This is a genomic window from Acinetobacter sp. 228, from assembly GCF_048147885.1.
Map to the genome: position 1 here is coordinate 134268 of NZ_JAYWYV010000003.1, position 15864 is coordinate 150131.

The 15864-nt window shown below is 44.1% G+C and carries 11 protein-coding genes; 7 read left to right on the forward strand and 4 right to left on the reverse strand.

The window, feature by feature from the left end; all coding sequences use genetic code 11:
• Positions 1-368: 368 nt before the first annotated feature.
• Positions 369-2555 carry a carboxy terminal-processing peptidase gene (locus tag VXQ92_RS03385; RefSeq protein WP_064094807.1) on the reverse strand — a complete coding sequence of 729 codons (2187 nt, stop codon included), beginning with the start codon at positions 2553-2555 and terminating at the stop codon, positions 369-371.
• A gap of 199 nt (positions 2556-2754) precedes the next feature.
• Here VXQ92_RS03385 and nagZ point away from each other — a divergent pair, with 199 nt between their 5' ends.
• Together nagZ and VXQ92_RS03395 are read left to right on the forward strand one after the other, a co-directional pair.
• Positions 2755-3777 carry a beta-N-acetylhexosaminidase gene (gene nagZ / locus VXQ92_RS03390; RefSeq protein ID WP_416680404.1) on the forward strand — a complete coding sequence of 341 codons (1023 nt, stop codon included), beginning with the start codon at positions 2755-2757 and terminating at the stop codon, positions 3775-3777.
• 123 nt (positions 3778-3900) lie between these two features.
• A complete protein-coding gene (locus VXQ92_RS03395; protein ID WP_416680405.1) occupies positions 3901-4764 on the forward strand; it encodes a class I SAM-dependent methyltransferase in 864 nt (287 codons plus the stop codon).
• A gap of 28 nt (positions 4765-4792) precedes the next feature.
• Here the strand turns inward: VXQ92_RS03395 and VXQ92_RS03400 are convergent, their stop codons facing one another.
• The gene (locus VXQ92_RS03400; protein ID WP_416680406.1) at positions 4793-6130 is read right to left on the reverse strand and encodes an alpha/beta fold hydrolase; all 1338 of its coding nucleotides are present in this window, start codon (positions 6128-6130) and stop codon (positions 4793-4795) included.
• A gap of 321 nt (positions 6131-6451) precedes the next feature.
• Here VXQ92_RS03400 and VXQ92_RS03405 point away from each other — a divergent pair, with 321 nt between their 5' ends.
• The 4 genes from VXQ92_RS03405 to VXQ92_RS03420 all read left to right on the forward strand — a co-directional run bounded on the left by VXQ92_RS03405 (position 6452) and on the right by VXQ92_RS03420 (position 12277).
• A complete protein-coding gene (locus VXQ92_RS03405) occupies positions 6452-7717 on the forward strand; it encodes a glutamate-5-semialdehyde dehydrogenase (RefSeq protein WP_144724111.1) in 1266 nt (421 codons plus the stop codon).
• Between the two features lie 451 nt (positions 7718-8168).
• Positions 8169-9389: an acetate/propionate family kinase gene (locus VXQ92_RS03410; RefSeq protein WP_416680407.1), complete on the forward strand. Its 1221-nt coding sequence runs from the start codon at positions 8169-8171 to the stop codon at positions 9387-9389.
• 54 nt (positions 9390-9443) lie between these two features.
• A complete protein-coding gene (gene pta / locus VXQ92_RS03415; RefSeq protein WP_416680408.1) occupies positions 9444-11582 on the forward strand; it encodes a phosphate acetyltransferase in 2139 nt (712 codons plus the stop codon).
• A 143-nt stretch (positions 11583-11725) separates the two neighbouring features.
• Entirely contained in the window at positions 11726-12277 is a 552-nt protein-coding gene (locus VXQ92_RS03420; RefSeq protein ID WP_064094813.1) for a GNAT family N-acetyltransferase, read from the forward strand.
• A 152-nt stretch (positions 12278-12429) separates the two neighbouring features.
• On the opposite strand, the gene VXQ92_RS03425 is transcribed toward VXQ92_RS03420, so the two are convergent.
• Positions 12430-12669 (reverse strand): DUF2171 domain-containing protein, encoded by a 240-nt coding sequence (locus tag VXQ92_RS03425; protein ID WP_064102255.1) that lies wholly within the window; start codon positions 12667-12669, stop codon positions 12430-12432.
• 720 nt (positions 12670-13389) lie between these two features.
• Between VXQ92_RS03425 and VXQ92_RS03430 the strand changes: the two genes are divergently transcribed.
• Positions 13390-14916, forward strand: coding sequence for a fumarate hydratase (locus tag VXQ92_RS03430; protein ID WP_416680410.1), 1527 nt, complete (start codon positions 13390-13392; stop codon positions 14914-14916).
• A gap of 69 nt (positions 14917-14985) precedes the next feature.
• Here the strand turns inward: VXQ92_RS03430 and VXQ92_RS03435 are convergent, their stop codons facing one another.
• The gene (locus VXQ92_RS03435; RefSeq protein WP_416680411.1) at positions 14986-15702 is read right to left on the reverse strand and encodes a DUF2846 domain-containing protein; all 717 of its coding nucleotides are present in this window, start codon (positions 15700-15702) and stop codon (positions 14986-14988) included.
• Positions 15703-15864 lie beyond the last annotated feature (162 nt).

The following is a 15864-nucleotide window of genomic DNA, read 5'->3' on the forward strand; positions in this document are numbered from 1 at the left end:
CAAATTTGAACTTATTAAAATCATCAAGCTGAACATCAATGCAAGTGAATTCATCTGCAACAGCATCAGTCTTAACTCAAACTTAGAATTTATATTTCTTTCTTTTGAAGTTGAGAATTGCCCCTAAAATCTGACTCAACATAAAAATAAAATATGACTTATATATTAGAAGTGTTTCAAATTTAAGCAAATATTTAGCTTCATTTTTTTAGCTCATTTATTCGACCACCGTCACAATTTTTTTCTTTTTATTTAGATAGATGGCACTTCATAGCAAAATTTAATTTGGTCTTTTGTGCAAACTGGCCGAATAAAAAAATAGCCTGTCGAAACAGGCTATTTTAATAAAAGATAAATAAAGTTAAATCTTAGGATTTTTTCTGCAGGTTGGCATAATCGAGTAACACATTTGCCGCTTCAATCACAAAAGCTTCTTCTTCAGGCAAAGCCGGACGTTCTTTGGCCTTCATCTTGGCACGCGTTTCAATCAAGGCATCCATCGAAGCCTGATAACTTTCCCAATTCGGATAAGGCTTAAGACCTGTAGCAATACGGCGGGCATTTTCTGCTTCCAGCGTTTTTTGCTCCATTGCAATCAGCTCGGCTTTACGCTGTTGCAAGTCCAGTACCTGACGCTTTTCTTCTTCAGCTTTCTTCATTACGGCTTTACGCTGTTCCAAATACTTGAACTGAGAATCAAGTGAAACCCGTTGCTGAGAAAGTTTAGCCAGTTCAGGGACATATTTCTGTACTGCGCCTTCACGTTTAAATGGCGCAGTTGGAATGGTATCCCACTGCAAGGCATTTTTGGCCTTACGCTCACCGAACTCTTCGTTATAAATATCAACCAGTTTAATGTCCGGAATGACCCCTTTATTTTGGGTACTGCCACCGGTCACACGGTAGAATTTACGCTGGGTCAGTGTCGCCTGTCCATGTGCCAAGCTATCCAGTTGTACCTGTGCCGTACCTTTACCTGTGGTGGTACTGCCAATCACAATCCCGCGCTCATAATCCTGAATCGCAGCAGAGTAAATTTCACTGGCTGAAGCAGATGCCAGATTGACCATCACTGCCAGTGGACCTGCATAGGTTTGTGCGCCGCCATCATCATCTTCAAAGACGCTAACGTTGCCATTCCCATCACGGATCTGTACCACTGGACCAGACTTGATCACCTGTCCGAGCATACGTGCCACTTCCTCCAGTGAACCGCCCGGGTTATTGCGCAAATCGACAATAATCCCGGCAACATTCTTCGCTGCCAGCTCTTTCAAGGCCTTGTTAGTATCTTCAGAGACCGAGCGATAATCCGTACCCGCACGGCGTGCACGATAGTTCAGATAGAACGACGGAATTTCGATCACACCATATTGATATTTTTTACCGTCACGTTGAATCTCAACTACACGTGTACGTACACCTGCATCTTCTTCCTGGATCACATCACGGGTAATGGTCACATTACGTGCCTGTCCCATAGGGGCGCCTGCACCGAGTAAGCGCAAAGTGACTTTGGTGCCACGCTTGCCGCGAATCAAACCGACAATTTCATTACTTGGCCAGCCAATAACATCGACCATCTGCTCGCCATCTTGAGCTACACCAATGATACGGTCACCTGATTTGACCTGGCCTGACTTACTGGCCGGACCACCTTCGACAATGGTTTCAATCTTGGTGTAATCTTCATTGCCGCGTTCCGGACGAATCGACACACCAATCCCTTCTAACTGCAAAGTCGTCTGACGATTCAGTTCCATCGCATCCACAGGTGGGAAGTAATTACTGTGCGGATCATAAGTCAGCATCATCGCGTTCAGTGTCTTGTCGAGCACATCATCGCTCTTGATGCGACTGAGGCGTTCGAGCTGACGGGTGTAACGCTTAGTCAAGGTTTGCGCAGGCGTCAGATCTTCAGGACCTGTGAGATCTTGTCCATTGGCCAGTTCCGGATTGGCTTTCAGGGCTTTCTGCTTGGCCTGTTCTTCCTCTTTGCTGATAGTCAGATTGATCAGCTGAGACACCAACATTTTTGACCAGTGCGCGCGCTGTTCAGCTTCTGTTTTAAAGAACGGTGCTTTTTCACGATCTGTTTCGATATAAACATTCGGCTGGTTCAGATTCTGCGGTTTTTTCAGCTCATTCAACATATACGTATAGAACTGGGTCAGACGCTGACGATATTGTTCATGTATTTCATAAGGACCCGACAAATTGCCGGCTTTCAGATTGGCACCAAAACTGGCACCATAACGTTTCTTGTAGTTTTCAACTTCTGGAGCCAGAAATAGACTATGTTCCGGATCAAGACTATCGATATAGAAATCAAAAATGCGCTGTGATGTCTGAGCATCCAGACGCATATTCAAATAGTGCTGACGGTCCACCAGGGTTGCCAGCTGGCGTGATACCAGTGCCTGTTCTTGAGATGGCTGAATCGCCTTGCTGAGCACTTCTGTACTATTGGCCGCAATCGCATCATTCACTACATGGGTAAAAAAGAATCCACCTGTCGCAATCGCAACGGCGCAAGCTATCGTTTGAAATTTCATAAATAATTCGTACTTCCTTGGCCTAGAGACCAATGTGACCGTGTTGCTTTTCGACCAGAATTTAAAGTATTCAGCATCTTAAACAACTTAATATGTTTATGTCGTGTAGTTTTATCATATTCTGTGCTGACAAAGTGTAGCAAATCATTGCAGAAATCAGGTATTGTTTCCCCGAAAAATTCTAAAATGGAATCCGCATATGATTGGCGCATTGATGCTCGACATCGCAGGCACCACCCTGACTCAAGAAGATATTGAACTATTAAGTGCGCCGCAAGTCGGTGGAGTCATTTTATTTGGTCGCAATATCGAATCTCCAGCTCAAGTCCGTGCCTTAACTGATCATATGCGTCAGGTTCGCCCGGATATTTTAATTGCGGTCGATCAGGAAGGTGGTCGTGTCCAACGTCTAAGACAAGGTTTTACCCTACTGCCTGCCATGGGAAAATTTGGCGAACTTTATACGAGTGATTCACTGCGTGCTCTGGAACTGGCTGAAAAATGCGGCTGGCTGATGGCGACTGAAGTACTGGCTGTCGGGATTGATTTCAGCTTTGCACCAGTATTGGACTTGAATGGTATCAGTGATGTGATCGGCGATCGCAGTTTCGCACAAAATATTCAGGATATTATTCCGCTGGCTGGCGCATTTCTGCACGGCATGAAACGTGCCGGCATGGCTTCAACCGGAAAACATTTCCCGGGTCATGGCTCGGTCAAAGCAGATTCGCATGTTGCTGCAGCAATTGATACGCGCTCCTATGCAGAGATCCAGCAGAAAGACATGCAGACCTTTATCCAGTTACAACCACAGCTGGATGCTTTAATGCCGGCTCATGTCATCTATAGTCAGGTGGATCCCAATCCAGCCGGATTCTCGGAATTCTGGATTCAGAAAGTTTTGCGTCAAGAGCTCGGCTTTGACGGCGTCCTGTTCTCGGATGATTTAAGCATGCAGGCTGCCTGTGTTGCAGGCGATGCCGATGCACGAATTCAGGCCGCCCTTAAAGCCGGTTGTGACATGGGTCTGGTCTGCAATGACCGCGCAGCACAATGCATTGCACTGGAAGGGATTGTTGATCTGCCCCTCCCGAACCAGCAACGTCTGGAACGCATGCGCGGCAACATCCCAAACATCCAGATTGGTGCAGAGCTTGATCTGGGAGAAGCATGGCGCAATATCCGTGACGAAATACTGGCATTCAAACAGCAGATGAGCTAAAGCTTTTTTAATCCAGTCAACACAAAAAAAGGAACACGACAAAGTGTTCCTTTTTAATTATAGTAATGAAAAGGTTACACTATTATGTAATTAACTTAAAAATAAAAATAAGGTAAGAACGATATGACAGAAACACTTTCACAACATCGCCATATTTCATTTACTGCGCACTATACCGGCTATATCTGGTATCAAATGGGGATCTCGCATCCAGCCTTTGCGACCACTAAAGGTAAAATTCTGGCCAAACTGCTTCACCCACTTGAGTCCTGGGCAGAGCGCTATGTCGGCGGTAGTATGCGTACGACGCTTAAGCAGCGCCATCAGATGATTGATGAGCATTTGTGTCAACTGCTTGAGCAATATCCACAGCTTCAGGTTCTTGAAATTGCCTGTGGACTATCTCCACGTAGCTGGAATTTCAGACAGAAATTTCCAGAAATTAATTATCGTGAACTGGATCTTCCCGATATGGCCAAGATCAAGACTCAGGCGTTGCAGCAAATCGATCAGCATGCCCCTGAAGTACTGACTGCCGATATTTTTAGTGAAGAGTTGGACTGTATTTTTCAGATGTTTGACCGCAACCAGCCCTTAGTGGTCATTAGCGAAGGACTGATTAATTATTTTGATCAGCAGATGTTACGCATTCTGATGCAGGGTATTACAGAAAATGCGCAGTATTTCCCGGCAGTTCACTATTTCAGCGATATTTATCCTGAACCGGTGAAAAATAAACTGGCGAACTTTATCTGGAGCAGTAGCCGTCTGCTTAAATTCATGTCTCGAAGTGCGTTTACCTTTCATTTTAAATCCCCCCAAGAACTGCAGCACTTTTTTCAAGATGCAGGATTTGACCAGGTTGAGGTACAACAACCTCAACGTTATTTTGCCGAGCCAGGCCAGCAAAATCCACGACCAGAACAGGATGAACATTTAGGTGATCTGGTCTGGATGATTCATGCAGTGAAAAAAAACAGCGTTTAAGTACGCTGTTTTTTTAAAGATGATGTTTTTAAATTACTGCATCCAATACTTCTGCCTGTAACAGCATTTTTTGTACTTGTATAAATTGCAATAAACGTTCTGCAACCTCAAAGCTGCCATGTTTGAATAAGGCACGCAGCTGTGTGTCAGCCTGCTCAAAGAGCAGGCATTCTATACGAAATTCCCCTTGTTCATCTTCAAGATGCAAAGCCAGATCACGTGGATGAGTTGCTGCACGCGCAACCTGTCCTGCATCTAACTCCAGCAATACTCCAAAGAAATTCATGTTCACTATCTCTGCTTTTAAAATGAGATCAGAATGACGATGACTTAAATAGCGCTGTGGATCTTGTACCTGAATCCGTTCTTCACCGCGACGTTCAATTTGCTGTATCTGTTCGCGCGTGAACGGAATAATGCCGTCTAGTTGATCAACAGCTTCATCACGTAAAAAAGTTGCAAATAAATGCATGGTTTCTTTACGACGTTGCAGCTGAGGTACATGGTCAGCACCTGCAATTTGCACATACTGCATATCCGGGCATTGCAGGGCAAAATCGGCATTTTCATGTGGCAAAGTAAAACTGTCATATTGGCCACATGCTACCAGTACTTTGCACTGTGGAATTGGTACATTGGTCAGACGCAATAAACGGTTGCAATTGATCTCATAGCGGTTCTGTTCGGTCGCTGTAAATTCCGCCATCTGTTTAAAGAACAGGCGCTTTGCAGTCGGTGACATCCGGGTTTCGGCCAAACGTGCATGATTGACCAGATATAAAATGACAGCCTGACCAAATTCATCCATACGCTGTTCTTTCATCAGATGTAAGGATTCTTCCAGCAGCATACGCCAGCTTTTACGGGTTTTCTGCATTACGCCCATCAGGATCATCCGGTCTACCAGTTCAGGACGTTGATCTGCCAGACAGGAGGCCACCACTGACCCCAAGGACATGCCTAGAATTGCCACTTGCGGTAGCTGCATCTGCTCCAGCCATCGTCCCAGCATCGCAGCAAGATCTTCGAGCTCCAGTGTTCCTGCAGACAGACCTGTGTCGACATTATTAATCTGCTGGTTCGCTCCCATGGAGGGCAGGTCAATCAGAATGATGGGGCCTGCATCAAAAAGCTGTTCTACACAATATTTGTAGGAATTAAAATTCTGAAAAGCTCCGCCAATAATCACCATGGGTCTTAAATGCAGAGTATCTGGACGGGCAATCGCCATATATTCAATTTTCCAGCCATTCATCCAGGTGGTACGTGGCGGCTGCTTAAAACTGTGCTTATCATAAAGATCAAAAAAGCCCTTATGGCTAGGTTGTTCCAATACTTGGGCATCCATATGAATGATGGAATTCATATTCCTTTTCCTCCGTCCTTGCCTTATTTTTATTGTGTAAGTCATGATGAACAGTCTTATATTTCAGGCGCATTCCGGTGTGCCTGAACACGCATCCTGCTCTTTAATAGTTATAAATGACTTCAATGTCGCGTGTTTCATTCTATACAGAGCTGCTTTTCACAAGCAACCGCTTGATTGACCACTTATCTGCTTTTAAACAGAAAAAAATTTCAAAATGTTTAGAAGTCTGCGAAAACAGATGATTTTTAACAGATGGGCTTCATTGTGCAGCAGCAGACTGTTAATATCGAAATGAAATTTCTAAGTGATCAAACCGCTATGCAAGAGTCTATTGAACAATATATGCAAACGGTAGGACAGCAGGCACGCCAAGCGTCTCGCATTTTGGCTCGTGCGTCTACCCAAACCAAAAACGATGCATTATCTGCTATTTATACGGCTTTAGAAAATAGCCAAGCTGCTATTTTGGCTGCTAACCAGAAAGATATGACCAAGGCGCATAACAACAACCTGGATACAGCCCTGCTTGATCGCTTAGAACTGAACCCCGCACGCTTCGAAGGTATGTTACAAGGCCTCGAAGATGTCATTGGCCTGAAAGATCCGATTGGTGAAATTACGGATATGGCCTATCGCCCCTCTGGGATTCAGCTGGGCAAGATGCGTGTACCTTTGGGTGTGGTGGGCATGATCTATGAATCACGTCCTAACGTCACGCTGGAAGCCGCATCACTTGCACTGAAATCAGGAAATGCCATTATTCTACGTGGTGGCTCGGAAGCACTGGAATCGAATCAGGCAATTGCAGCCGCAATTCAACACGGGCTGAAAGTGGCAGGCTTGCCCGAAGCTGCCGTACAGGTCGTGAATACAACTGACCGTGCTGCCGTAGGCCAGTTGATTACCATGACTGAATATGTAGATGTGATCGTGCCCCGTGGCGGCAAGAGCCTGATCGAGCGCATTACTGAAGAAGCACGTGTACCGGTCATTAAACATCTGGATGGCAACTGTCATGTTTATGTGGAAGCACAAGCGGACTTGTTAAAAGCATTGCCGATTGCTTTCAATGCCAAAACCCATCGCTATGGCGTGTGTAATGCCATGGAAACCCTGCTGGTCGATGAAAAAGTTGCTGAAGAGTTCTTGCCGCGTATTGCAGAACTGTATCAAGAGAAAAAAGTAGAGCTACGTGGTTGTAAACAAACTCAGCGTATCCTCGGTGATGCGGTAATTGCTGCCACTGAAGAAGACTGGTATACCGAATATCTTGGACCGATTCTGGCCATCAAGATTGTATCGGGTGTCGAGGAAGCCATTGAACATATCAATACATATGGCTCGCACCATACTGACTCTATCATTACTGAAAACTACAGTATTGCCCGTGAATTTTTAGCAGCTGTAGATTCCAGCTCGGTCATGATCAATGCATCTACCCGTTTTGCTGATGGTTTTGAATATGGTCTTGGTGCAGAAATCGGCATTTCGACCGACAAGATCCATGCTCGCGGTCCAGTTGGTCTTGAAGGCCTGACTTCCCAGAAATGGATCGTCTTTGGTGATGGTCAGATTCGCCAGTAAGTCTTTAGATCGCTCATTTAAAACAGCCTCATGTGTGAGGCTGTTTTTTTATGCACAGAAAAATCGACACTGAAATAGAGGGATCAGAACCTCCGGGTCATTTTATTGATGAATCTCTTTATAAAATTGTATGCAAGAACAAAATTTGCAATTTCAGACGCTAAACTAGAAAATCAATCTGTCACAAAATAAACGTTAAGCAGGATTTAACATTTTTATTGATCGTATTTTCAGCATCATTTTATTTATAAATGAAAACTATGAACTGATAAATTTTAGTTATTATTATTAACTTGGTCGATAATGCTTAAGTCTAATCTGCTAAAGTCTATCTAGGACAGAAAAAAAACAAATGTTAAAAGATAGGTATTGATCAATATTGCAGCTTCATGGTTTGCAATTGGATCAAGCAAATGGACGAGAATTTTAATTAAAAATTGGGTAATCAATCGTGTCTAAATCAGTATTAGTTATTAATTGTGGCTCTTCTTCAATCAAGTTCGCATTACTTCTTGAGGAGCAGAATTTCCGTATTCATGGTTTAGCTGAAAACTTAGGCACAGAGAATGCTCGTATTAAAGGCGTGACTGTCGGCAATGAGCCGGTGGATATCCACATTCCATTTGCTGACCATAAAAAGGCACTTGAAGTGGGTCTGGAACGTCTGGCCAACTACCGTCCGGACGCGATCGGTCACCGTGTGGTACATGGCGGCAGCCTGACCAAGGCCGAACTGATCAATGACGAAATTATTGAAAAAATCCGTGAAGCAACGCCGCTTGCGCCGTTACACAATCCGGCACACCTGATTGGCATTGAAGCCACCAAACGCTTATTCCCGGAATTACCACAGGTTGCAGTATTTGATACTGCCTTCCACCAAACCATGCCAGCGCATGCTTATCGTTATGCCCTGCCGAAATTTTTATATACTGCTCATGGTGTACGTCGCTATGGTTTCCACGGAACCAGCCATGCCTATGTTTCAGACCGTGGTTCTGAACTGGCAGGCAGCTTCAAGCAAGGGGGCTGGTTAACCGCGCATCTTGGCAATGGTAGCTCGACCTGTGCCGTTTGGAATGGGCAAAGTGTAGATACCTCTATGGGTTTAACCCCACTTGAAGGCATTGTCATGGGCACACGCAGTGGCGATGTCGACCCAAGCCTGCATAGCTTCCTGGCGAAAAATCTGGGTTGGGACATTTATAAAATTGACAAGATGCTGAATAGCCAAAGTGGTCTTTTGGGTCTGTCTGATCTGTCCAATGACATGCGCACCCTGATTGAAGCATCAGAGCAAGGCAATGAAGATGCCAGCCTGGCGATTGAAGTATTCTGCTATCGCCTGGCTAAATCCCTGGCAGCATTGAGCTGTGGTCTGCCACGCATCGATGGTCTGTTCTTTACGGGTGGCATTGGCGAAAACTCGGCGTATATCCGTGAAAAGACCATGAATTACCTGCCTCATTTTGGTTTCAATCTGGATAAAAATGCCAATAATGAACTGAAACGCGGTACCGAAGGCCGGATCGACTCAGGTACAGGCCCACAAATCTGGGTGGTGCCAACCGATGAAGAAGGCCGCATTGCCCAGGAAGTTCAGAGTGTTGTAGAACTCGAAATCGAGCAACATACTGCAAAAAAGTCTAAAGTTGAGGCAACGCCTGCATAAGCAGGCCCGGCCCCTTTTTAACTGATTTCTATTATTTTGCGACTGATATAACTTATGAAAACAATTTTATTGGTACCCACCGGGGAAGGCGTAGGCCTAACTTCTGCCTGTTTGGGCCTGATTTATGCACTGGAATGCCAAGGGGTAAAAGCTGGCTTCCTCAAACCTTTTGCTCAGGAATTGAATGAAATCGAAGACCGCACCACGGCTTTGTATCGTCATATTTCTCAGAGTGAAACTGTTGAACCCATCCGTTATAGCAAAGTCTTGCAGCAGATCAACCTGGGGGAACAGGATGAACTGCTTGAGGAAGCGGTACGTCTGCATCGTCAAATTGCCAAACAGCATGACCTGATTATTGTCGAAGGTTTGCTGCCAAATACTCAAGACAGTTTTGCCGACGATCTGAATGCTGCATTGGCACAGGCCCTCGATGCCAAAGTGATTGTGGTCAGCAATGCCAATATTCTCAAGCCGAGCCAAACCGCGGATAAAATTGAACATCAGCTTCGTAACTTTGGTGGTGCCAGCTCTACCCGTCTGGCAGGTATCATGTTGATGCGTACCAAGGGCTTGCCTGAAGAATCTGCACAGATTCCTGTCACGCTGAATCCGGATTTACGCCTCAAGACTGAAACTGCAGAATTTATTAAAGCCATTCAGCAGACTCATCCGCATATTGGTTCTGAAAAATTACCAGTGATTGGCTTGGTACCTTTCAGTAAAACCTTGAGTGTGCCACGTATGTCTGATCTTGCTGCATATATTTCTGGTTACTGGATTAATGAAGGCGAAGCCAAGCAGCGCCGTGTACAAAATAGCAGCCTGATTTCAGCCAATATCGAGCATGAACTGCATAAGTTTGTAGCGGGTGAACTGATCATCAGTGCATCCGACCGGATTGATGTGTTACTGGCCAGCAGTCTGGCCAGCAGTAATGGGATTCCTTTGGCAGGTCTGGTGCTGACCGAGCATCATCAGCCAAATGATCATGTGCTGGAATTCTGCCAGACTGCCATCAAGCAAGGTTTACCGATTTTACATACACCACTCAACACATTTGAAACCGCACAAAAACTGGCAAATCTCAGCAATGAAATTCCGGTAGATGATACTGAACGTGCGGATCAGGTGACGCGTTTTGTTTCAAGCCATATCAATCCAGAATGGCTGAATCAAATGTTGAACGGTTCTTATAAGCCACGTCTGTCACCTTCTGCTTTCCGTCATGAACTGGTACAGAAGTCGATTGCCGCAAAAAAACGTATTGTACTGCCAGAAGGAGATGAACCGCGTACCGTACAGGCTGCCGCCATCTGTCAGGCGCGTGGTATTGCACAGTGTATTCTGCTGGCCAAGCCTGAAACGGTGCTAGAAGTAGCCAAAGCGCGCGGCATTGAATTGCCTGAAGATCTGGAAATTCTTGATCCGGATCTGGTGCGTGAAAACTACATCGACAAGATGGTTGAACTACGTAAAGGCAAGCTCAACGAACTGCAAGCCCGTGAACAACTGCAAGATACGGTAGTACTTGGCACCATGATGCTGGCGCTGGATCAGGTTGACGGTTTGGTGTCTGGCGCAGTACATACCACCGCAAATACGGTGCGCCCTGCCTTCCAGCTGATCAAGACTGCTCCGGATTATTCTCTGGTATCTTCCGTATTCTTTATGCTCTTGCCAGATGAAGTCTATGTATATGGTGACTGTGCGATTAATCCGGACCCTGATGCGGAACAGCTGGCCGAAATTGCAATTCAGTCCGCCGATTCTGCCAAAGCCTTTGGTATTGACCCACGCATTGCCATGATTTCCTATTCGACTGGAACTTCAGGTACCGGTGCAGATGTGGAAAAAGTCGCGGAAGCTACACGCATTGCCAAAGAGCGTCGTCCTGATCTGCTGATTGATGGGCCATTACAATATGATGCAGCTTCGGTGGAAAGCGTGGGGCGTCAAAAAGCACCTGACTCACAAGTGGCCGGACGTGCCAATGTGTTTATCTTCCCGGATCTGAACACCGGTAACACGACCTATAAAGCGGTACAACGTGCTGCCAATGTGGTCAGTGTTGGACCAATGCTGCAAGGTTTAAATAAACCTGTGAATGACTTGTCACGTGGTGCATTGGTCGATGACATCGTGTTTACCATTGCCTTAACTGCGATTCAGGCCGAGCAGCAAGAAGCTTAATACTTCTTGAATTTTCTTGAATTTAAGTTTTCCAAACCACCTGGTTGAAAAATCAGGTGGTTTTTTTATTAATCATTTTATTTTCTTCTTATGACTGAGCAGATTTTCTATAATCTACACACGGATTATCTCGAAAATAAAAAATGTCGCCAAATATCATTAAACCTATACTTCAGTTAAATGGCGCTCGTATCTACTTAAGGCCTCTAAAAGTTGAAGATGCACCCATTTTCCTGGAGGCTACGCAAGTCGATGAGATTCGTCATATGACAGGCTTAAAGCGGAACTTTAACCTGGCTGAAATTGAAGCCCATATTCGACGCTGCCTTGATCATCCGCTCCGTTATGATTTTGCCATTTGTCTGCAGGCTGATCACCGTATGATTGGGGAATTATCTGTCTTAGAGATTGATCCTGAAAACCTAACAGCAGAATTTCGCATTGCGCTCTCTCAAATCAGGTTCACTAGCCAAGGTTATGGCAGTGAAGCCATCGAGCTCATCAAAACGTGGGCCTTTAAGCAATTAAGATTAAAAACACTATCTTTACAAGTGTTTGGACATAATCCACGCGGGATTCGTGCCTATGAAAAATGCGGTTTCCAAGTGATGGAAGTTAAAAAAGAGGCTTTTGAATACCAAGATAAATATTCAGATGAAATCATGATGCAGGCACGAAATCCCTTATATGAATAAAATAAATGCCGTAAAAAGCTTTGTTACACATAATAAATGCCAGCCTATCAGGCTGGCATTTAGCACTTTAACCGATCAATTCTGTCGGCCTAAACTTATAGCTGGTTTTTACTTTTTCGCCTAAACCAGCATCAATCAGACATCAAACACTTTTACACGGTGGTCCACTGCTGACGCACTTCTTCTGCTGTTTTATTTAAAACTACACTTCCATCTTTGATTTCACTTACCCAACTTAATGGAATTAAATGATGTTCATTATTTTCATCATCACTTCTCGTTAATTTAATTGAATTCTGACCTTCCAGATGATCCACCTTCCCGACTTGAGTACCACATGAAGCAATGACTGAAGCATGTTCTTTAATATCACTTGCATTAAAATTGTTCATTCTACTTGCCTGTTTCTAGAAGTTGAGAAAAACAGTCTAAGCAATAAAAAACGCTGCATGTGTAAGGGTTTTCAGGCTTTGGGTTTTTCTGGGTTAATAATGTAATTCTATAAAATGTGTGAGTTACCTGAGTATTGTGACAAGGGGAAGATGTTTGAAATATTGTTTTTTATTAATATTATTTGAAGATTTGAAGATTTGAAGATTTGAAGATTTGAAGATTTGAAGATTTGAAGATTTGAAGATTTGAAGATTTGAAGATAGCTTAATTCTTTGAGGTCTTAAAATAGGAGAAAGAAGATAAGCTTAGGCTTGCTCTTCTTTCTGACCGTACATCCAAGTTGCAGCGATATATACACAAAAACCAGCTGCCATTAAAATACCTGTAACCATTGTTAGGATCTCCTTTATTTGATAGCTGCATTATGTAAAAGTTTTATGACAGTTATATGACAAGCAGGATTTTTTATATTTTTAAATATTAAATAAAAATCAATAACTTAAATTTTTATAAGCTTTATTGAGGTGAAATACAAGCTGAAATATGACAATAAATATGTCACGAACTTGTCTTTTTTAACTATGCTAGTGACCAGAACAAGACGATAAATTGCTTAAACTATAAACTTTTGGCCAATGTCCCTGTAAAACACCCACAACTGGATTTATTTATCTTATAATTTAGCCCGCTAGCTAACAGCCCGCTCAAGAGATATTTGTATGACCACTATTATCAAGCAAGATGACTTGATCACATCGGTTAAAGATGCGCTTCAGTTCATTTCTTACTATCATCCACAAGACTTCATCCAAGCGATGAGCCGTGCGTACGACCGTGAAGAGAACAAAGCTGCGAAAGATGCAATCGCGCAAATCTTGATTAACTCACGCATGTGTGCAGAAGGCCATCGCCCTATCTGCCAGGATACTGGTATCGTCAACGTATTTGTTGAAGTGGGCATGGACGTTAAATTTGATTTAACCATGAGCTTGGACGATGCAATCAATGAAGGTGTGCGTCAAGGTTACCTTGAAAACTCGAACGTACTTCGTGCATCTGTACTGGCCGACCCTGCTTTTGGCCGTAAAAACACCAAAGACAACACCCCTGCCGTGATTTACCACAAGCTTGTGCCTGGTAATAAAGTAGATATCACTGTTGCAGCCAAAGGTGGCGGTTCAGAAAACAAATCTAAACTGGCAATGTTGAACCCGTCTGATTCAATCGTAGACTGGGTACTGAAAACTGTTCCAACCATGGGTGCAGGCTGGTGTCCACCAGGTATGCTGGGGATCGGGATCGGTGGTACTGCTGAAAAAGCCATGATGCTTGCCAAAGAAGCATTGATGGAAGAGATCAACATGGACGAATTGCTTCGTCGTGGTCCACAAAGCAAAATGGAAGAGCTTCGTATCGAAATCTTCGAAAAAGTAAATGCTTTGGGTATTGGTGCACAAGGTCTTGGCGGTTTAACCACTGTACTTGATATTAAAATCAAAGATTATCCTTGTCATGCTGCAGGTAAACCAGTCGGTATGATCCCGAACTGTGCTGCGACTCGTCATGCACACTTCACACTTGATGGTTCAGGTATTGCACATATTCAGGCACCAAAACTTGAAGACTACCCATCTGTGACTTGGGATTCTTCAACGTCTAAACGCGTTGATCTGGACAACATCACGCAAGAAGAAATGAACTCCTGGAAACCAGGCGATACGCTGCTTCTTAACGGTACAATTTACACTGGCCGTGACGCTGCGCACAAACGCATGGTGGACATGCTGAACAATGGTGAAGAACTTCCTGTTGATCTTAAAGGCAAGTTCATCTACTACGTAGGTCCAGTCGATCCAGTTGGTGATGAAGTCGTTGGTCCTGCAGGTCCTACCACTGCAACGCGTATGGACAAATTCACACGTCAAGTTCTTGAAGCGACCGGCATGTTTGGCATGATCGGTAAAGCGGATCGTGGTCCTGCTGCCGTTGAAGCAATCAAAGACAATAAAGCGACTTACTTAATGGCTGTAGGTGGCGCTGCGTACCTCGTGTCTAAAGCGATCCGTGAAGCTGAAGTGGTTGCCTTTGCTGACCTGGGTATGGAAGCGATCTACAAGTTTGTTGTGAAAGATATGCCGGTCTCTGTCGCGGTTGATGTGAATGGTACTTCTATTCATGCCACTGCACCGAAAATCTGGCAAGCTAAAATTGGCAAGATTCCAGTAGTTGATGCTGCTGCGGGCTAATTAAAGCTGTATAAAAAAGCACCCATTTAGGGTGCTTTTTTATTATCTTTCCTCAAAGAACTATCAAAATTACCAAGTCCGCGGATCCCACAGTTTAAAAGGCGTGGTCAATTGCACGTCTAGGCTTGGATCATAAGCAGTCGGTTTAATCTTCTGGGCTTTTTTGCGGATTTTTCCTGTTTGCTGATCCTGTGCAAAAAAGTTAAAACTGTCTGACTTTAACTGGGTAAAAGCAATTTCATTTAAACCCACATTATTCGGCATTAGCATCAGCGGTCCCGGTACACTACGACGGGTGCTGAGATTTTCCTCATCATATTTAATAAAATAGGACTGTCCTGCTTCTACCGTAAAGTCCAGATATTTAGGTGTCTGAAAGTGCAGAGCACCCAAAGGACGGCTAGTACTTAAACGATAAGTGCCTGCAGGTAGCTCGATCCAGTAATGGTGATTATGCAGTAAACTTGGAATGCGATGCTGATTGATAAACAGACTCGCAGCTACAATTTCCTGACGGTTCCATTTTGAATCTGGACGATATAAATAAACAATAGCTGCTTCTTCATGCTGTGGCTTAACCGTTTGGAAATGATGACCCTGTTTCTGGTTCACCCAACCACCAATCGTGAACATGCCTACCTTGTGCTTCTCGACGAAGCCTGGTTTTTTTTCAAGATCAATATTTTTTAAAGTACTGAGCGGCTGTGTAGGTTCAACTACGGCTTTTTTACCGTGACAACCCATCAGCGCCAAACTGCCGATGAGTACGATGGCGACTCCACGCATGCTTATCCCTCACTGCGTCTTTATTCTTGTATGCAAGTGCTTTGCGATATATTTTTTATAACTTTCGGCGTCCACGCCTAGATGTTGAGATTAGCATCTGCTTTTATTTTTGGAAATAAAAAAAGTGTGAAAACACGGGGTTTTCACACGTTTCTGACGAAT